19 protein-coding genes are annotated in these 18,403 nt (G+C 38.5%); 8 read left to right on the top strand and 11 right to left on the bottom strand.

The annotated features are described in order from the left end of the window. Nucleotides 1-2: 2 nt before the first annotated feature. Genes guaD through puuE form a run of 3 tightly spaced genes read left to right on the top strand, consistent with a single transcriptional unit; the run spans nt 3 to nt 3,518 of the window. Entirely contained in the window at nt 3-1,367 is a 1,365-nt protein-coding gene (guaD, locus tag WNY98_RS04280; RefSeq protein WP_342877221.1) for a guanine deaminase, read from the top strand. A 5-nt stretch (nt 1,368-1,372) separates the two neighbouring features. Then, on the top strand, nt 1,373-2,584 hold the full coding sequence (locus WNY98_RS04275; protein WP_342877220.1) for a urate hydroxylase PuuD: 1,212 nt from the start codon (nt 1,373-1,375) through the stop codon (nt 2,582-2,584). A gap of 1 nt (nt 2,585) precedes the next feature. Beyond that, entirely contained in the window at nt 2,586-3,518 is a 933-nt protein-coding gene (gene puuE, locus WNY98_RS04270) for an allantoinase PuuE (protein ID WP_342877219.1), read from the top strand. A gap of 91 nt (nt 3,519-3,609) precedes the next feature. Here the strand turns inward: puuE and WNY98_RS04265 are convergent, their stop codons facing one another. Beyond that, a complete protein-coding gene (locus tag WNY98_RS04265) occupies nt 3,610-6,111 on the bottom strand; it encodes a S8 family serine peptidase (protein ID WP_342877218.1) in 2,502 nt (833 codons plus the stop codon). A gap of 581 nt (nt 6,112-6,692) precedes the next feature. On the opposite strand from WNY98_RS04265, the gene WNY98_RS04260 reads away from it, so the two are divergent. From WNY98_RS04260 to WNY98_RS04245, 4 genes are read left to right on the top strand one after another with little or no spacing between them, the layout of a single operon-like run. After that, nucleotides 6,693-8,195, top strand: a complete 1,503-nt coding sequence (locus WNY98_RS04260) for a curlin (protein WP_342877217.1) — start codon at nt 6,693-6,695, stop codon at nt 8,193-8,195. A 41-nt stretch (nt 8,196-8,236) separates the two neighbouring features. Continuing rightward, on the top strand, nt 8,237-8,635 hold the full coding sequence (locus WNY98_RS04255) for a curli production assembly/transport protein CsgE (protein ID WP_024598530.1): 399 nt from the start codon (nt 8,237-8,239) through the stop codon (nt 8,633-8,635). Next, nucleotides 8,625-9,050 carry a curli assembly protein CsgF gene (locus WNY98_RS04250; RefSeq protein ID WP_024598529.1) on the top strand — a complete coding sequence of 142 codons (426 nt, stop codon included), beginning with the start codon at nt 8,625-8,627 and terminating at the stop codon, nt 9,048-9,050. The genes WNY98_RS04255 and WNY98_RS04250 overlap by 11 nt, the downstream gene beginning before the upstream one ends. Continuing rightward, on the top strand, nt 9,050-9,823 hold the full coding sequence (locus WNY98_RS04245; RefSeq protein WP_342877216.1) for a CsgG/HfaB family protein: 774 nt from the start codon (nt 9,050-9,052) through the stop codon (nt 9,821-9,823). The genes WNY98_RS04250 and WNY98_RS04245 overlap by 1 nt, the downstream gene beginning before the upstream one ends. Nucleotides 9,824-9,978: 155 nt before the next feature. Here the strand turns inward: WNY98_RS04245 and WNY98_RS04240 are convergent, their stop codons facing one another. From WNY98_RS04240 to WNY98_RS04215, 6 genes are all read right to left on the bottom strand, one after another. Continuing rightward, nucleotides 9,979-10,668 (bottom strand): response regulator transcription factor, encoded by a 690-nt coding sequence (locus WNY98_RS04240; protein ID WP_342877215.1) that lies wholly within the window; start codon nt 10,666-10,668, stop codon nt 9,979-9,981. A gap of 241 nt (nt 10,669-10,909) precedes the next feature. Continuing rightward, on the bottom strand, nt 10,910-11,431 hold the full coding sequence (locus WNY98_RS04235) for a hypothetical protein (protein ID WP_342877214.1): 522 nt from the start codon (nt 11,429-11,431) through the stop codon (nt 10,910-10,912). 57 nt (nt 11,432-11,488) lie between these two features. Further along, complete coding sequence (locus WNY98_RS04230; protein WP_342877213.1) at nt 11,489-13,027, bottom strand: EAL domain-containing protein; 1,539 nt, start codon at nt 13,025-13,027, stop codon at nt 11,489-11,491. 76 nt (nt 13,028-13,103) lie between these two features. Beyond that, entirely contained in the window at nt 13,104-13,739 is a 636-nt protein-coding gene (locus WNY98_RS04225) for an SGNH/GDSL hydrolase family protein (protein ID WP_342877212.1), read from the bottom strand. 8 nt (nt 13,740-13,747) lie between these two features. Beyond that, a complete protein-coding gene (locus tag WNY98_RS04220) occupies nt 13,748-14,260 on the bottom strand; it encodes a DsrE family protein (RefSeq protein ID WP_121954180.1) in 513 nt (170 codons plus the stop codon). A 65-nt stretch (nt 14,261-14,325) separates the two neighbouring features. Beyond that, entirely contained in the window at nt 14,326-14,799 is a 474-nt protein-coding gene (locus WNY98_RS04215) for a flavodoxin family protein (protein ID WP_197184759.1), read from the bottom strand. Nucleotides 14,800-14,876: 77 nt separating this feature from the next. Between WNY98_RS04215 and soxR the strand changes: the two genes are divergently transcribed. Continuing rightward, nucleotides 14,877-15,338, top strand: coding sequence for a redox-sensitive transcriptional activator SoxR (gene soxR, locus WNY98_RS04210; protein ID WP_342877211.1), 462 nt, complete (start codon nt 14,877-14,879; stop codon nt 15,336-15,338). A gap of 14 nt (nt 15,339-15,352) precedes the next feature. On the opposite strand, the gene WNY98_RS04205 is transcribed toward soxR, so the two are convergent. The 4 genes from WNY98_RS04205 to WNY98_RS04190 all read right to left on the bottom strand — a co-directional run bounded on the left by WNY98_RS04205 (nt 15,353) and on the right by WNY98_RS04190 (nt 18,348). Continuing rightward, nucleotides 15,353-16,519, bottom strand: coding sequence for a lipase family protein (locus WNY98_RS04205; protein ID WP_342877210.1), 1,167 nt, complete (start codon nt 16,517-16,519; stop codon nt 15,353-15,355). A gap of 23 nt (nt 16,520-16,542) precedes the next feature. After that, nucleotides 16,543-16,974 carry a DUF6795 domain-containing protein gene (locus WNY98_RS04200; RefSeq protein ID WP_342877209.1) on the bottom strand — a complete coding sequence of 144 codons (432 nt, stop codon included), beginning with the start codon at nt 16,972-16,974 and terminating at the stop codon, nt 16,543-16,545. Nucleotides 16,975-17,211: 237 nt separating this feature from the next. Next, the gene (locus WNY98_RS04195; protein WP_342877208.1) at nt 17,212-17,991 is read right to left on the bottom strand and encodes a hypothetical protein; all 780 of its coding nucleotides are present in this window, start codon (nt 17,989-17,991) and stop codon (nt 17,212-17,214) included. Nucleotides 17,992-18,081: 90 nt separating this feature from the next. Continuing rightward, on the bottom strand, nt 18,082-18,348 hold the full coding sequence (locus WNY98_RS04190; RefSeq protein ID WP_342877207.1) for a hypothetical protein: 267 nt from the start codon (nt 18,346-18,348) through the stop codon (nt 18,082-18,084). Nucleotides 18,349-18,403: the final 55 nt, after the last annotated feature.

Below are 18,403 nucleotides of genomic sequence, written 5' to 3'. Positions count from 1 at the left end.
CAATGAGCACGCAAAACAATAATAAAATGACCGTAATTTGTGCCAACATACTAGATTTTGTTGACGACCCAGCCATAGCCGGCGAGAACGCCCATCGCTATTTTGAAAAAGGCGCGTTAGTTATTCAAAACGGCAAAGTAATTAAACTTGGTTACGAGCAAGACATACTGCCAAGCTTAGATAAATCAGCCACTATTATACGCCACGATGGCAAACTGGTTATGCCCGGCATGATAGACACGCACATACACTTGCCACAAACCGAAATGGTCGGCGCGTATGGCGAGCAGCTTTTAAACTGGCTCACCGAATACGCGTTTCCGACAGAGAAAAAGTTTACCTGTGAGCACTATTCAAAAGACATATCTAATCGCTTTTTAGACGAACTACTGCGTAACGGCACCACCACCGCATTGGTATTTGGCACTGTGCACCCACAATCGGTTGATGCGTTTTTTAAAGAATCACAAAGACGTAATTTACGTATGATTGCCGGTAAGGTAATGATGGACCGAAACTGCCCTGACGATTTATCAGATTGCCCGCAAACTAGTTACGATCAATCAAAAGCACTCATCGAAAAATGGCACAATGTTGATAGGTTAAGCTACGCAGTAACACCACGTTTTGCGCCCACATCTACTCCAGAGCAACTACAAAAATGTACTCAATTATTAGAAGAATACCCCGACACCTACCTGCATACCCACTTATCTGAAAACAAAGACGAGTGCGAATGGGTAAAAGGGTTATTTCCTGAAGCCGAAGATTACCTTGCCGTGTACGAGCAAGCTAAAATGGTGCGTAAACGCTCGGTATTTGCTCATAGTATTCATTTATCTGAGCGCGAGCTTTGCTGCCTTGCAGATAACAACGCGGCTATTTCGCACTGCCCTACCTCTAACTTATTTTTAGGCTCGGGCCTTTTAAATTTAAAAGCCTGTGAAGAGCACGGTATTAACGTAGGCATGGGTACCGATGTAGGCGCAGGCACAAGTTTTTCTATGCTACAAACAGGTAACGAAGCGTACAAAATTCAGCAATTACAAGGGCAAAAGTTCTCGGCATTTAAAGGGCTGTATTTAGCAACTCTCGGCGGTGCTAGAGCACTTGATTTAGAAGGGACAATTGGTAATTTTGAAGCCGGTTGTGAAGCCGATTTTATTGTAATGGATTGTTCAGCAACCCCATTTTTAAAATTTAGAATACAACATGCCAAAACCCTGCATGAAAAACTATTTGCAATGATGATGTTAGGCGACGACCGCTGCGTTGAGCAAACCTACATCATGGGTAAAAGTGTGTATAAGCGCGATGATAACAATCAATTTTCAGACACCCGCTCACCGGTATTAGAAGAGGCTTAACCGTTATGGAAAACTATTTATTTGAGCTTGCTCATTTAGTACTACGTTATTTTCATGTTATTGCTGGTATAGCATGGATTGGCGCTTCATTTTATTTTGCATGGCTTGATAACAACCTACAAACACCACCGCAGTGGAAAATAGATAAAGGCATAAAAGGCGATTTATGGGCCGTGCATGGCGGTGGCTTTTACGAAGTGGCTAAGTATCAAAATGGCCCTGAACAAATGCCTCACACCCTGCATTGGTTTAAGTGGGAAGCCTACACAACGTGGATCACCGGTATATTACTATTTAGCTTACTTTATTATGTTGGTGCCGATGTGTATTTAATTGATAACAGCAAAAGTGAGCTAAGTAAATTTGCAGCTATTGGCGCATCCCTTGGTTTTATTGGCTTAGGCTATGGTGTTTATCGTTTATTGTGTAAAACCCCACTGGTTGAAAACGGCAAAGTGTTTATTGCTGTCGTTATTGGAATATTGGCCCTTTGGACTTACGGGGTCGATCAGCTATTTAGTGACCGCGCTGTGTATATTCATGTAGGTGCACTTATTGGCACGTGTATGGTGGGTAATGTGTATCACATTATTATGCCAGGGCAGCGCTATATGGTGAGTGAAGTAGAAGCGGGTAGAATCCCTGATTCAGCGCCAGGTTTAAAGGCAAAGCTGTGTTCTATTCATAATAACTACGCCACGTTACCTGTGGTATTTATTATGCTTAGCAATCACTTTCCTTACACGTATAGCCACAACTTTGGCTGGCTTATTTTAATTGCGCTGTTTGGTATTGGTATGTGGATACGCCATTACTTTAACTTAAAGCATCAAGGTGTTAATAAGCCCTCAGTACTTGTAAGCGGTATTGCCGCCTTTTTTGCCCTTATGCTCGCCATAGCCCCTTGGCCCAGTACACCAACAAATGCAGGCGAAAGCGCACCTTTACAAGCAAGTATTACCGACGCACAAGCGTGGGATATAATTAGTAAGCACTGTACACAGTGCCACAGCGAAACACCTACATCAAAGCTTTTTCAAACAGCGCCGCTAGGTTTTAAGCTCGACTCTATCAGTGATGTAAAAAAAGCCAGTACGCTTATTCATACCCGCGCGGTTATAACCAAAGATATGCCACTGGCTAATATGACCAAAATGACAGACAAAGAGCGCGAAACGCTCGGCGCTTGGCTCACAGCACTTAAAAAGGAGCAATAAAATGAGCGAGCAATTTAAAAACTACCCGCGCGATTTAATTGGTTATGGTCCAGATGTACCCCATGCAAACTGGCCTAATACAGCCCGCATTGCAGTGCAAGTAGTATTAAATTACGAAGAAGGCGGCGAAAACTGCGTGCTGCATGGTGATGCAGCCGCTGAAACATTTTTATCTGAAATAGTCAGTGCCCCGCATGTTGAAGACCGCCATATAAGCATGGAGTCTATTTACGAATATGGCTCACGCGCTGGCGTGTGGAGGCTACTGCGTTTATTTAAAAAATACGATATACCGGTCACCATTTTTGCAGTGGCGATGGCCCTTGAGCGCCACCCCGATGTAGCTAAAGCCCTTGTTGAAGCGGGCCACGAAATTGCAAGCCATGGCCTGCGTTGGATTAATTATCAAAATATAGATAAGCAAACCGAACGCGAGCATATGCAACAAGCCATTGATGTAATTAAAAAGCTCACAGGTAAAAAGCCCAAAGGCTGGTATACCGGCCGAACTAGCCCAAATACCGCAGCACTTGTAGTTGAAAATGGTAATTTTTTATATGATGCCGACGATTACAGCGACGACCTACCTTTTTACAGTATTAAAGAAGGTAAACCACAGTTAATAGTGCCCTACACGCTTGATGTAAACGACATGCGCTTTGCTGCCGTGCAGGGTTTTAACGCAGGCGATCAGTTTTATAATTATTTAAAAGATGCCTTTGATACGCTATACGAGGAAGGCGACCCACAAGGTGAAAACACCCCAAAAATGATGTCGATAGGGCTGCATTGTCGCTTAATTGGCAGACCTGGAAGAATAAAAGCATTAGCACGGTTTTTAGAATATGCCCGCTCGCATGAGCAGGTTTGGTTTGCCACGCGGGAGCAAATCGCCGAGCACTGGCTTAAAACTCACCCGTATAAAAAAGCTTAGTTCCGATATACCATTCAAAATAAACTCTAATAGCTTAAACAAAAAAAGCCCAGCAATGCTGGGCTTAAGGTCACTTTAGGAGTAGTGAAATTTATTCAAAAGAAACTGTGATGATATTCGAACACACATTTTCTGTTACACATAATTGGTAATCGTACGATGGTAAAGTAGCTCCACGCACGTAATCACGGTAACGACCACTATCTGATGTTGTATCTACCAGCTCACCGTTACGGTATAAGCTTAGAGATTCAGCACCAACTTCTTCCCAACTTATATCTACTCGCATAGTATCAAGGCGAGACTTATTAGCACGCTTTAAGGTCAGTTCTAGCTCTACATCACTTACTACAACCGTTTGAGTTGATGTACTTGTATTGCCTTCACTATCTGTTACCGTAAGTTCAACATCGTAATTACCTGATGCTGCATACACATGCATAGGGTTTTGATCAGATGATGTTGCACCATCACCAAAGTCCCAGCTCCACTGTGTAATATCGTTATTAGCATCAGTACTTGAGTCCGTAAAATTAACTGTTAGACCTTGTGTTTCAGCCTCAAAATCTGCGCGTGGTGGTTGTGGGCTAACTTCGCCAATAGCGCTTAGCGTTAATGACCAACCATTAATTGTGCCGGTATCGGCTGCGGCAGTATCTTCTACTTGTAGTGTCCAATCGCCGGTAGCTACTTCACCGTTAAATGATTCAGACGTAAAGCTTCTAACAATATCATCTGCTGAACCACCTACATTGCTTTGTAGTGTTACTTGTGTGCCTTGGGCAGATACTAACTTAACCACTAAGTCGCCAGAGTAAGTATGAGAAATATCAACATCTGCTGTAGTGCCAAATACGGTTAAATCATCGCCAATGTTAATTACTGATACAGCCCCTACTGGTGAGTTATCAGGAATTTCAACGCTTTGACTACTGCTATAAGTAAAGTCGTTTAATCCTACAGGCTGAATCATTAAATCAACTGATTGCTGCTTAACAATATCACCTGCCGTAGCTGTTACCATCAGCTCGTAATCACCCCACTGAGTGTCAACGTCTGTTTCAACGTTAAGTCTTACTTCATCGCCAGGACGCGCTGTAACTGCTGATAAGTAAGCACCAGCTAATGTTGTTGATAATTCAAGCGTTACTTCTTCATCCCACTCGGCAATAGAGCCAATTGTAAATGTGTAGTATGTAGCCTGGCCGGCCTCAACTTGTTGCGTAAGTGGATCGGCTGAAATTTTAAAGCCTGGTGTTGGATCGGCATCAATAAGTGCCTGGTTTACATTAAGACGAGTACCTGCAACAGTTACACCTTGTAGCGCAGCATTCGCATCGCCAGAGCTCATTAGTAGTTCTTTAAGCTCTTGAGTACTTAGCTCAGGATTAACCGATAACACTAACGCTGCAGCACCTGCAACATGGGGGGTTGCCATTGAAGTACCTGAGTATGACGCGTAACTTTCACCCGGTGTAGTAGATAAAATAGCTGTGCCTGGTGCGCCCATGTCAACACTTGTTAAACCATAGTGCGAAAACCACGAAATATCATCAGTTTGATTCGTACTAGCAACCGATAACACACTGGCGTTTTCATAGTTTGATGGGTAGTGAGGGTTAACATCGTTATCAATAGTATCGTTACCCGCTGCAGCTACAAATAGTAAATCAGCCGCTTCGCTAGAGTCTATAGCATCAGCTAATGCTTGGCTGTAACCACCACCGCCCCAGCTATTGTTTAATACGCGTAGGTTAACTCCAGAATTTTTAAGGCCAACCATATAATCAATACACTTAATAGCGTCTGATGTTGAACCATTACCCGCAGCATCTAAAAACTTACAACCTACAAGTGATACTTCATGATTTACACCCACTACTCCCACAGAGTTATTACCACTGGCACCTATAGTTCCAGACACATGCGTTCCGTGACCTTCATCATCCATAGGGTCACCGCTATCGGTAATCGCATTAATACCATGAATATCATCGATAAAGCCATTACCGTCATTATCGATACCATCGCCTGCAATTTCAGAGGTATTTACCCACATATTGCTCGCTAAATCACTATGGCTATAATCAATACCTGTATCAATTACACCCACAACTACATCTCGGCTACCTGTAGAAATCGTCCATGCTTCGACTGCATCAATGTCAGCGTCGGCTGTACCGCCAGTCTGACCTTCATTATTTAAGCCCCAAAGCTCGTCAAAGCGAGGATCATTTGGTGCGCTTGCTATACTTACACGATAATCAGGTTCTACGTATTCAATTGCTTGATGAGACTTTAAAAGAGCAATAGCGTCTTTAGTACTCATTCCCGACACTTTAAACTTAGCTAAACGCCCTGAAAGTAAAGACGTATAACTGTCGTCAATTTCATCTTTATTTATATCAGTAATTTTAGCTTTAACTAATGAACGAGCCTGCTTACGCATTTCTTTCGTTGCATTACTTTTATATTTAACAATTATTGAATCACTGCTAGCAGCTACAGATTGCTTTACACCCACATCAGGAAGTTTTGCTGCAGCTAAACACGGTAGTAAAGCAAGAGTAATAATAGATAATTTTGTTTTCATTGTTCTATCCATAGTTTTGTTGGGTTAGCTTAGATGCTCTAAGCACGTTCTTTCACTATTTCGAGTACAAGGGATCACATGGCATATGTTTAGGAAACAACCAAACGAATCATTAAACAAGCTAAAAAATGAAAACGCTGTAAAAACCAACTATTTTGACCAGTTAATGTATTAAAAAAACATTAAATACAGACCTTTTAATGAAATTAACACTCAGCAACTTACCTAATACAGGGCCGTTAATTTTTACTGCTTTTTATATCAAATTAATAAAAAAAACCAAAAACCCTCATAAGCAACTGAAAAATAAAAACTAAATAATTGGTAAAAAATGATGATTTAAGAAATGACATTAGAGGAATACAGTAATTGGGTACTTAATAGTTAACAGTTATTAAACGTAAGTTAAGAATAATGACAAAACGCTTAGTAATAATTATTAATGACATCGTAAATTTTACTTTAGAGCTTTTCAGGTGGATCACAAAACATTATATCGGCACGGCATGCTGACACAGCAAATACCTTATAAAACCTATAAAATTTAAGGTGTTTGGTTTTAATATTTCAAGGAGAAAATAATGAAGTTGAACAAATCACTTTTAAGCTGCGCAGTAGCAATTGCAATGGGTACTAGCTTTGCCTCTTATGCAGATACGCCAAGCAAATCAGCATCAAACTCAGAACTTGCTACTAACGTTTCTGTAGCAAGTATTGAAAACTCGATGACTCTAACACAAACTTTTAATGAAAATACTGCGCTACTAACTCAAGACGGCGACAGCAATACCATGCTTGTTACTACGACAGGTAACAACAATGAAACTGAAGTTTCTCAACTTCAATCTGGAAACTACGGTGAAGTTACAACTATTGGCGATAACAACGCGCAAGTATACGCCCAAGATGGTGTTGCTAATGGTTTTATTACTGAGGTGACTGGCAATAATAACATGTTATTTGTTTCGCAATTTGGCCAAGGCTTTTTTGTAAATAACGAAGCAATTAATATTGTAACTGGCGATGATAATATCATTGATGTTGAACAAGGCACTGGTGGCCACTGGTTCTACAACATGGATATGCAAGGAAACGCAAATGAAATCACCTCACTACAAACAGGTGAATGGCATGAAGCTGAAATAACCATGCTTACGGGCGACGAAAATGTTCTCGATTTAGTACAAGATGGATATTGGAGTACGTTCAAAGTAAGTAGTCTTCAAGGTAATGAAAATGAACTTGAAGTTGAGCAATTGGGGGATCGCAATACAGCAACATTTAGCTCTATTTCTGGTGATGCTAATGAGCTTTCAATTGAACAAGATGGTAATACAAACGCAGTAACATTTGCAGCCGTTATTGGCGACGATAATGAAATAGATTTAGATCAAGAAGGATCAATGAATACTATTGAATCTAACTTGTTTGAAGGCTCAAATAACGAAGTTTCTGCTACACAAGTTGGCTCTGAAAACTTAACAACTGCCGATATTATTGGTGATAATAACGAAGTTACTGCCATCCAAATGGGTGACTTAAACGAAACTTATATGGGTGTTATTGGTTCTGATAATGAGTTTATGACCAATCAAGTGGGCGATTTAAACTCTGTTCATTTAGCTAACTTTAATGGCACAGGTAACGATGTTGATTTGGTTCAGTCTGGTGATGAAAATGCAATGCTAGTGCAATCGTCATACCCCGATGTATCACTTACATCTAATAATAACGATATCGATATTACCCAAAATGGCTCGCAAAACGAAGCAATTGTTACACTTGCAGGCATTTTAGACAGTAACGATAATCAAATTGATATTGCACAAAATGGCATGTTAAATCTTATTGATATGATGGTTGAAGGCAACAACCATAGTATTGATATTTCACAAACAGGCGAAGGTAACTGGGTTACTGGCGTTGAACAATCAGCATTTTTAGTTGGCGGTGAAAACGTATCATTTAGTGTTACTCAAATTGGTAACGATAACATTGTTGAAGGCTCTGTAATTGGCTTTAACAGCACTGTATCTGTTACCCAAATGGGTGATGGAAATACAGCAACAATTACTCAAATGTAATTATTGAGGTGGGGAGAGCGACCCTCTCCCCATTTTAAATTATGAAAAAAAACATTAGCTTTAATAGTTACCTACTCACACTCTTCCTATGTTTTTCTGGGGCAACTCATGCTGCTGATGAACTAGAAATAGATGGCTTATTACTAGATAGAAGTATTAGCCGCTTTGGTCATCAATTTTATTATGAATTTTCAAACTATTGGCGAGATCTCCCCTCAACGGCTGGTTTTAATATAGAAATAAAAGAAACCGTAATACCAAAAGCAGGTACACAGCTTTCTTTAATAATGAATAACCAGCTTGTTTACGCGACTTATTTAGGTCGCAGATTAGAACCCCTTGATGAGCGTGTAGAGCAAGCTGTTTATACAGTAATAGATGCAATGGCTCGCTCAAACATGGCTGCATCAACCCCTGATATGGCTAAAGATGGATGGTAAAATGAAAAAAATAGCCCTTATAATAATAACAACATTAAGCTTTTCGTCCCAAGCGACTGAAATAATTTATACCCCAATCAACCCAAGCTTTGGTGGAAACCCACTAAACGCAAATATGTTGCTGAGCAAAGCGCAAGCTCAAAACAAGCATAAAGCGCCAGTAATCGAAAAAGGTTACGCTGAACAATTTCAAGATTCTTTAGAGCGCACCTATTTAAACCGCATGGTAAGAGAAATTACCGATATGGCATTTGGTGAGGACATAGAAGATAGCCTTTTTAATCAGGACTCTATTTTTATGAGTGGTGATTATCAAATTGAAGTTATAACCAGCACAACCGATTCTATTACAGTAAAAATAACAAATATATTAGATGACTCTGTTGTAATAATTGAAGTACCGAGGTTTGGATAATGTATAAACTACTAATAACAATAACATTACTGGGTTTGAGCGGCTGTGCAAGTTTGGGAATTCTTATTCCACCATCACAGCAAAAAGCTATTAGCTTAGAGCCAACTGAATTATTTGCGGATCTAAAAAACCTACCTAAACCTGTCGGTAGTATTCCTGTATCGGTTTACTCATTTAGAGATCAAACCGGGCAATATAAGCCACAAACTAACGTAAGCTCGTTTTCGACGGCTGTTACTCAAGGTGCTAACTCAATACTTGTCCAAGCACTACACGAATCAGATTGGTTTACGCCAGTAGAACGTGAGGGTTTACAAAATATTTTAACTGAGCGAAAAATCATTCGTGCAGGTCAAGCCGATAACCCTAACCAAGCTGATTTACCACCGCTTACCACCGCCAAAATTATTTTAGAAGGCGGTATTATAAGCTACGACACCAATGTAAAAACAGGTGGTTTAGGTATGGAGTACTTTGGTATAGGCGCCTCTGAGCTTTATCGCGAAGATGCTATTTCAATATATCTACGTGCTGTTGATGTTCGAACAGGGCAAGTATTACTGAGTGTAGCCACCAGCAAAAAAGTATTAAGCCAAGAAATGCGTGCAGGATTTTTTAGATACGTGAGCTACAAACGTTTAGCCGAAGCTGAAGCTGGCTTTAGCGACAACGAACCTATGAGTATTTGTGTAACACAAGCAATAGAAAAAGCGCTTACAGATCTTATAACAAAAGGTATTGATAAAGGCTTATGGGCTAAAAAATCAGCGTAAACTGATTTCCTGAATTAACTAAAGGCTACATATTGTAGCCTTTATAGGTTATGTGGCTAGTTAGTTGAAAGTAACTCGCTTACCCTAACTTTATAAGAATCTAGAGGATAAAATTTTACTTAATTGACCTAGATAAAATCTTGGTGGCTTTACTCTTATTTAGCCATTGGCAGCAAAACTGATATATAGCGCTGAGCCCAATTAGCAAGTTCTACTCTATTGCGTGAGTTCGTTTTTTTAAACGCGCTATAAAGATGTGTTTTTACAGTATGATCACTAATATTAAGTTTATCAGCAATTGTATGATTACTCGCACCTTGTGCAATTAAATGAATAACAGACTTTTCACGCTTTGTTAAATGATCGTAATCGTCCTGCTTTAATTCGATGTCGTCGTGTAGGCTATTAAACGATGATGCTACGGCTAAAATATCGTTAAATGCTTTTGAAATCACTTTGCGAGTAAACCAAAGCTCGCCAGTATTAACCCGAAGTAATCCTTTGAAAATCTCTTCTGGTGCATCTGATTTATAAAAAACGCCATTAAAATGGTTAAGCAATAAGTTTTGCTCGCATACATCTTCTCTATCAACATTAAAAATGACAACGTTATAGTGTTTAGCTAAACAAATAAGATCTGCAGGAATGAGGTCTTGCCATTTGCTTTTAGCACCATCGATTAAAAACAAATCATAATTAGTTCGCTGTTCTGCTTTAGGCACAGCATCATCCATTTTAACATCACTAAACAATGCTTGAAGCGTTCTTAAAATAGCGGTGTAATTATGTGAGTGAAAAGATGTTTGAAATGTTGTTTTTACAAATACTGAGCTTTTATCTAGCATAAATTTCGTCCTTGAAACATTTACCCCACATTACCGAAACCAAATACAACTTACAATCAGATTTTGGTATTAAAGCGATATTCTTATATTTCATCCTAAAATAAATAAAGACGAATAAAATCAGCATATAACCATCATTTATTTCATTTTAAAAACTGCTTTTATAAGATAAATAACAGATCGGATTAGTAACTTATAAAGCCTTAAATATGCATTAGCCTAAACTAACTTTTAGGATCAATTATTCTATACTCGCTTTTAATTTATTTAACGCATCTACCGAAAAACCTCGGTCATAAAAATATAAAATTTCGCCGCTGCTATTTATAAGTACAACACGTGAGTTATTCGGGCTTTCATTACCTGTAAATTTTTGAACCGCTTCACCGTCTTTATAAATAGTGATTACTCCACCCCATAATTCTTTAGGGATGCCCTTGCGCATACCGCTGTCTATAAATGTGCTGAACATGCGTGGTGCCATGCCCGCAATAGTAGGTAGCTCGTAAGTAGGAAGCTTAATGCCTGCCATGTCTAAGCCAATTAACCAACGATCTATATCAAATTGGCTATCTTGTTTGTAACCAATAAGCAGTAGTGTTTTATCTGCTTTAAAGTCGCTAGGTATATTTACCATATTTTGTTCTAAGCTTTCGCCACTAATGCTTGGAAACTGTTTACCTGTTAATTGTTGGTTTGGGTATTGTGTTGTACATGCACTAAGTAGTAAAAATGCAAAAGCACTTAATATTAATTTGATCATAATAAACCTAATATTTTTTAAATTTCATAACGATACGCTTAGTATGGCAGCTGAGATCTAAAAATGTTGATTAGCTATGTAATTTTTAAATTTAGACGCGGTCATGGCCTTGCCATACTTCCAACCTTGTCCGTAATGTACCCCCGCCATTTTTAAAATAGCTTCTTGCTCTGTAGTTTCAATCCCTTCTGCTACGCAGGTATAATTAAACTTATGCACAAGTTCCATAATATTTGGGATCATAGAGGCTTTTAAGCCCTCAGTGGCTATATCTTGTACAAATGTACGGTCAATTTTTAGTTGATGAAAACTCAAATTTTGTAAGTTTCTTAAATTTGAGTAACCCGTACCAAAGTCATCTAATGATAAGTTAAATCCCGACTCAACCAAGGTTCTAAAATGAGCATGCGCGATACTTGTATCAAGGTATTCGTCTTCAGTTATCTCTAAACAAATAATAAAGCGTGAGTTGGTAAGCTCTGTAATTTGCGGCAGTAACGACACATTACCCAGCTCTACATCACACGGAAATATATTAAGCGACACTTTAAAGCCTTCTGGCAATACCTCTATAGAGGTTAACTCTTTTATTGCCGTTGCAATCATTGCTTCAGTAAAAGTCCATGTTAAATTATTTTTTCTGATAACCGGAATAAACTCATCAGGAAATAAAACACCGTACTTATCTTCAAAACGTGCAAGTACCTCGCAACCAATCAGCTTGCCACTTTGCAAACAAATAATGGGCTGGTAAGTCCAATAAAATGACCCCTTTTTAAGTCCTTTACGAATACGCTGATTGGTAGAGCGGCGTGCAGCAATTCTCGCATCAACTATTAACGCACTCGATATGCCCGCTAAACACGTTAAAATTAACGAAATTATTAATAATAAGTGATTATTAGAAAAAAACAGACTCCAAGGTAAGCGCACTACTACACAATATTGACTACTTGTAGAACTACAAACTGAATTAGTTTCGTAAGGAAAAAAAATATTACTTTTTACCTGCTGATACAGCCCTTCTTTACCTGCTAAATGATGCAAAGTATTTGGTGTTTTATAAATAACTTCCCAATCTGGCGCAGTAATTCCAATGTTGGTAAAAGGCGTACTCTGCATAATTAAATTATAGTCCCCTTGCCTGACTATAATTACCTCCATAGGGCGTTCACTAAACAATAATAGATAAAGCTCTGGCTCAAAACGAACCCTCACCTGTTCATCATCTCGAATAAAGTCAGGCTGTTTGTCGTTAATTGGTTTACTTAATAAGCCTGCACCCGTAGTGCAAACTAGCTGGTTACCTTTAAAAAAACCTATATCAATTACATATTTTGCATCAAATAAAGCGCGGCGCATCTCAAGAAGAGTTGTGTTGTCACACTGTTTAAACGCAAGCTTATTTAATGGGGTAAGTATTCGACGCCTCTCTGCAATTGCACCTTCTATATGAGTGAGAATATACTCAGCATCAGATTTTGTTTGTGCTGTTAATTGTTGAGCTGCAAAGTTGAGCAAAATAAAACAGCCAGCTACAAATACCAGCCCTCCGGTTAAAATGGCTATAATAGATTTTTGTTGGTACTTTTTCATAGCATCTCGAAGTTGTTAATTTATGTCGCTTTTTTTAGATGATTACATAAGTCGTACTAAATTCAAATAGATAGATTCAAGAATTGTTGAGTGAGTTTTGAACCAATTGCGTTATTTTAAAGCCTATTGCCAAATGTTGGATATCATCAAAATGAATCCCATCACCATCTGTTATATTAATAAACGAGTTAAAATCAATAAAAGCGCACTTATTATTAGCCGCAACACTTTTAAATGCACTAGAGAGCTCTGTTGCTTTTATATCTGCATCTTCATAAATACGCGAATACTGCTCGGTAATTCTTATTTTAGGTGGGCTAGCAATAATAATTTTAGGTGATTTTAAAGTACTACTTTTCTGATAATAACTATGTATTGAGTTAATTAAATCATTCAAGCCATCTGCTATTAAACTAGGAGTTAAATTAAAACGTTTTTTAAGATCGTTTGTACCAAGGGCAATAATAATAAAGTCAATTCGATGCGCCTCTAAATAAGGCTTTAAATAGCTAACACCACTCAGCACACCATCAAAAGGCGGGTTATGCACTAACGTGCGGTTAGGTTGCCCCGCCTCAATAATAGCAAAAGCACACTCTAAATTCTTAGCTAATAGCGATGTCCAACGGGTATTTTCACCAAAGCGTTTACCCGTTATAGAGTTTAATCCCCAGGTATTAGAATCACCAAAGCAGAGTATATTTTTTATCATTTGAGTCATTAAAATGGGTTAAGTGTATAACCTTGTTGTTGTAACTGAGCATGTGCTGTCATCGCAGAAAGTGACATTTTTACGCCATCAATTAAAAGCTCTGGCGTTACTTTAAAGTGAGTAGCCGATTGCCCGCAAACATACACTTTCGTGTTATTAGCAAGTAGCTGCTCAATTAACGCTTGGTTTTTATTGTCAGCGTCAAAACGTTTTTTATATTCGCTATTAGCTAACACATCAACACTTGCACTACCGTGCACAACTAACGCTAATTGAATGTTATCTGGCTTTACACCGTGTGCTACATGCATATTAATAAAACGTGCAAGTGAGTTCATTGAATTGTTCTGCTCACCTTTTTTAGCGCCATCTGCAACATCAAAGGCTATTTTAAATACCGTAGAGTCATTTATTTCATCATGTTGAGGAACATTGTAATAATTCCCAAACCCTTTAATTGGTTGCTCATTAGCATTAATAAACGGGCTAAAAATTAGTACTAACCATAGTAAATATTTCATTAAACTATCCTTTGTTTTTTAAGCGTATTACTAAACTACCAGAGACAACCAAAAAAGGCTGCAATTTAAGCAACCTTTTGGGTACTTTTATGGTTGTGGTTAATAAACTGCATACCTAAATAGCTAAACGTATTTTTAAACTGCTCGACAAAACAGGCGGGAGCTTCGCTTGATGACGCATTCGAAAGCACTGAAAAATGCTTACTACGTAAACTACGAAGCTTAGGTTTTAATGCTTCATCGTCCATGTAATCGGTTATTCTATCAATAAATAATTTCATTTGTACTGTGGTGCTGTACCAATAAACTGGCGAAGCAAACACCCAATGGTCATACGTTAAAAGTGCTTCAAACACAGCGTAAAAGTCATCATTATTATAGTTTTTGTTATAGCAGTACGGCGCTATTTTATAATCATCCAAACATATTACACGCACATTATTTTGCTCTGCAAATCCGTTAACGTGCGCCTGTGTATTACCATTTTTGCGTGCGCTTGAATAAATAATAACCGTACTACGCTCAAGTTTTTGTTGCATTTAGTTAGCTCCTTTTTTAATGTTGAAAGAAGCTTAAAACCTCAAGTTATATTGAGGTCAATCGGAAATTAAAAATAATGCCAATAGATCAAAAAAAACTAACAGAGGCCAACTTAACCGTGGGTTATGTAGCAAAGCGTAGCGGCGTAAAAGTATCAACCCTGCATTTTTATGAAACCAAAGGACTAATACGTAGCTGGCGAAATGGCGGCAATCAACGCCGCTATAAAAAAGATGTACTGCGCCGTATAGCGGTAATAAAAGCCGCACAAGCAATGGGAATAACCCTTGATGAAATTAAACAAACACTGGCAACATTACCTGATCAGCGCACACCTACGCAAAAAGACTGGGCAGCCCTTTCAAAGCAATGGCAAGCACAGCTGGACGAGGGAATAGCATATATGCAGCGTTTGCGCGATCGCGTTGATGGATGTATTGGCTGTGGGTGCTTATCTATGAGTAAATGCCCTATTTATAACAAAAACGACCACTTAGGCGAAAACCAAAGTGGTGCTATTTTGTTAGAGCGAGATTGAGGGCTAGATTAAAGTTAATCTAAGCCACTTAGCCCCTCTCTCGCCGCTCGGTATAAAGCACCTAGGGTTGAATCGAATACCGATTTTATAAAGCTATATGTAAGCTCCACCGCTTTACTAATTACTTTGCCAGCAAACACTAACATATGCCCTAGTAAACCTAAGGTTTGTGTTGCAAACGAGGCTGACGCTTTAGCTATTTTATCTAAAGTACGCGCCAACATATCGTAAAAAGTGAGCCCAGTACCAATAGCAGCTTGAGCTGCTACTGCACTGTAATAGCCCGCATCTTTTATAAGTGTGACTAACGCAGCCCCTAGCTTATCAGCCCAGTGAGAAGTAAAAGAGGCTTGATTTCTATCTTCAAATTTTAGACGCACAGGGGTACTCAAAAAATGATTAGCTTGAATGGTTAAGTTATTCCAATTATTACTATTGGCTGTGTTTATATAGCCAGGCGTACCATTGAGGGTATGGGCAGCACCTTTTAAACCTTGCCCATTATCTAAGCGTATTTCTTGACCGCTATAAGGTGCATGCGAGAACGGCCACAAAGGTACCTTAGCAACTGGGTCTGCACCATGAGTACAGCGATAAATTTTATCAATTCTTGATGTCGCAGCCCGAGAGAAGTTTTCAAGCCCAACGCGCGGTGAGCCAAACGTATATAGCTTTACAGGTATTGAATATTCAGCTCTAATCCAATCGGCAGAAAGCGTCGCTAATGCACCACCTAAGCTGTGGCCAACTAAATGAATACAATCGGTTACTTTATCTTTAATATTAGCTTCAACAAACTCCTGTAACGCGGGCTTCATACTGTAAAAGGTCTTATTAAACCCAGCATGCACCATACTGCCGTTTGAGCCTCCACTTAAACCAAAATGGCCATCAGTTAAGCCATCTCTTAGCGAGTTAGTACCTCGAATTGTTATAACTGAATCACCCTGATAATCGCCAAGCCCATGCCCTACTAAAGCAAAACCCGTACTTAAATTAAATAAATGGGAGAAAAAACCGCCCGTTACACCTTGTACTGCGCCAGGGTTAACTGAAAAGTTAAAATTGTCGCGCAAAGATGCATGAAGTGAACGATGAAGTAAGTTAGTGGTTTTAATGCTTTTTGCTTTATAAGCAAGGTTAGCTAATTGTACGGCTTGGGTTGGCGTCAAAGTATTCATATAAGTTCCCTTTAAATTAATAGTTAAAGTTTACATGATGTGTAAATCGCAAAAGCGTGGCTGGTATCTTCTTTAATTGGAATATCGTATGTTTGCGGCTCTTTAGAAATATCGCACTTCAAGTGTGCAAGAAGCTCTTTAAGTGTGTCACTTTTTTCATGAATTGAAACAAGCGTGTACCATAAAACAATTCCTTCTGGCGTGCCGTTTTCTAAATAAATATGCTGAACCAACGAGTCGTTATCAAACATATTAGAGGGCTTACCTGTTTTTATTGTTTTTTCTGTAAAAGTAAAATAACCCTGTTCATCTGTTTTGGTTTCGTCAACGTATTCATCGCCATAGGTGAGTGAGCGCATTACTTTAGTGTTTGCAACTGGCTGCCCATTATCTAATAACTGCCCCTTTACTGGAGCCGATAAATAAAATTCTTGTTTATTAAAAAAGCCAAACATATCCGCACAAGCCTGTGATGTAGTAAAAAAAACAACAGTAATAGAGACTATTACCAACACAAAAATTTTTAAACGCGATAAAAACAAAGCAAACACTCTCCCAAGACCTAGCTATAAGCTACTTAATGTTTATGGCCAATTAATTACACCAACCATATTTATATTAAAAAAAGTAGGGGAACATACTAATTAGGTACAATTATACTGCATGTTTTTTAATCAAAAAACAATCCTAATTTAATTATAAAATAGCGTATATATTAATTTACCAAAACTACTAAACGCGATACCGCCCACAAGCAAAAAACCATATATAAAACTAATAGCACCAGCTGAAGGATCGCTCCTTTTATCAATTTCTATACATGCCGTGCACACAACAAAAAATATAAAAAAGTTTGCGATAACGCCTAAAATAAAAGCATGCCCAAATAAAGGTGATACACCTGCCAAAACTGCGCCCAATATTAAGAGCGAGCCTGAAAATGAATGTTTATTAAACCGGCTCTCAATTATTTTTATAACTAATGTGGCTAACATAAAGAGTAAAAAGTATAGCGTTGGCCAAAACTGATAATATAAATACCCCCAGTTTAAAAGCTCACCTGTAGTTGATGAATAAGTTTGTTCACCTATGACAGGCGCTGAAGCATTCGCGGCATTTTCGCTAAAAAAATATCCTAGCCCACCAATAATTAATTTTATAATCCAAAAAAATAAAAAGCTGGCAATAGTAAACCCGATAGCGTCATCCCTTGTTAATCGTTTTTTAGCTTTGCTTTTTACAATAATGGCAAGCATTAAACCTAATAGGCATACACTTCCTAAATAAAGTACTGCCTGCCAAAAGTCATCAGGATAAAATACAGCTAACCCTGGTGCTATAAATAGATACATAGCATCTTCGTTATCAAGTGAACGGTTTTGGGCACTCCGCTCAGACTCTTTAAAAAAAGCTAAATATACAAATAAAGGCTGCAAAAACAGCATTAAAATACTCGTGGTGATAAGGCTCATACATCATCCTTAATGAGAAGAAACGAATGCAGCACACGTGCTGCATTAAAATTAAATATGTGGGTGCTCAATAATAAAGAGAGGTAGGTGTTATAGGTTTATTTTTTGAAAATACGTTTTAAGTTTTAAAAGCCCCGACTCAAGTTCAAATTTTTGTATTTTAGGATTTTTGAATTTAAACCCATTAGAAATATGGGTATTAATCATCGTCGCCATACCTTCAAACCCAGTTGGCGCACTAGCAACTAAATCGCACAGCAAAGGTTTTATAAGCACTTGATGCTCTTCTATTAAAGTTGGGTCTTCGTATATATCGTAAACAAGGTTAGTTAATGTTTGTTGGTTTTGTTGTTCCATATCATTTCTATAGCGCCTTAGCTTAGGCGTTCATAGCTCCTTTATATTTCTAGGT

Origin of the sequence: Pseudoalteromonas sp. AS71, assembly GCF_038900275.1 — a bacterium.
In the GTDB taxonomy this organism is placed as follows: Bacteria; Pseudomonadota; Gammaproteobacteria; order Enterobacterales; family Alteromonadaceae; genus Pseudoalteromonas.
This window is presented reverse-complemented; position numbering and strand designations above follow the sequence as displayed.

What these genes read in the sequence shown, in the direction of transcription:
- guaD (WP_342877221.1), top strand. Translation starts at nt 3, where the DNA reads ATGAGCACGCAAAACAATAATAAAATGACCGTAATTTGTGCCAACATA.
- WNY98_RS04275 (WP_342877220.1), top strand. Translation starts at nt 1,373, where the DNA reads ATGGAAAACTATTTATTTGAGCTTGCTCATTTAGTACTACGTTATTTT.
- puuE (WP_342877219.1), top strand. Translation starts at nt 2,586, where the DNA reads ATGAGCGAGCAATTTAAAAACTACCCGCGCGATTTAATTGGTTATGGT.
- WNY98_RS04265 (WP_342877218.1), bottom strand. Translation starts at nt 6,111, where the DNA reads ATGAAAACAAAATTATCTATTATTACTCTTGCTTTACTACCGTGTTTA.
- WNY98_RS04260 (WP_342877217.1), top strand. Translation starts at nt 6,693, where the DNA reads ATGAAGTTGAACAAATCACTTTTAAGCTGCGCAGTAGCAATTGCAATG.
- WNY98_RS04255 (WP_024598530.1), top strand. Translation starts at nt 8,237, where the DNA reads ATGAAAAAAAACATTAGCTTTAATAGTTACCTACTCACACTCTTCCTA.
- WNY98_RS04250 (WP_024598529.1), top strand. Translation starts at nt 8,625, where the DNA reads ATGGATGGTAAAATGAAAAAAATAGCCCTTATAATAATAACAACATTA.
- WNY98_RS04245 (WP_342877216.1), top strand. Translation starts at nt 9,050, where the DNA reads ATGTATAAACTACTAATAACAATAACATTACTGGGTTTGAGCGGCTGT.
- WNY98_RS04240 (WP_342877215.1), bottom strand. Translation starts at nt 10,668, where the DNA reads ATGCTAGATAAAAGCTCAGTATTTGTAAAAACAACATTTCAAACATCT.
- WNY98_RS04235 (WP_342877214.1), bottom strand. Translation starts at nt 11,431, where the DNA reads ATGATCAAATTAATATTAAGTGCTTTTGCATTTTTACTACTTAGTGCA.
- WNY98_RS04230 (WP_342877213.1), bottom strand. Translation starts at nt 13,027, where the DNA reads ATGAAAAAGTACCAACAAAAATCTATTATAGCCATTTTAACCGGAGGG.
- WNY98_RS04225 (WP_342877212.1), bottom strand. Translation starts at nt 13,739, where the DNA reads ATGATAAAAAATATACTCTGCTTTGGTGATTCTAATACCTGGGGATTA.
- WNY98_RS04220 (WP_121954180.1), bottom strand. Translation starts at nt 14,260, where the DNA reads ATGAAATATTTACTATGGTTAGTACTAATTTTTAGCCCGTTTATTAAT.
- WNY98_RS04215 (WP_197184759.1), bottom strand. Translation starts at nt 14,799, where the DNA reads ATGCAACAAAAACTTGAGCGTAGTACGGTTATTATTTATTCAAGCGCA.
- soxR (WP_342877211.1), top strand. Translation starts at nt 14,877, where the DNA reads ATGCCAATAGATCAAAAAAAACTAACAGAGGCCAACTTAACCGTGGGT.
- WNY98_RS04205 (WP_342877210.1), bottom strand. Translation starts at nt 16,519, where the DNA reads ATGAATACTTTGACGCCAACCCAAGCCGTACAATTAGCTAACCTTGCT.
- WNY98_RS04200 (WP_342877209.1), bottom strand. Translation starts at nt 16,974, where the DNA reads ATGTTTGGCTTTTTTAATAAACAAGAATTTTATTTATCGGCTCCAGTA.
- WNY98_RS04195 (WP_342877208.1), bottom strand. Translation starts at nt 17,991, where the DNA reads ATGAGCCTTATCACCACGAGTATTTTAATGCTGTTTTTGCAGCCTTTA.
- WNY98_RS04190 (WP_342877207.1), bottom strand. Translation starts at nt 18,348, where the DNA reads ATGGAACAACAAAACCAACAAACATTAACTAACCTTGTTTACGATATA.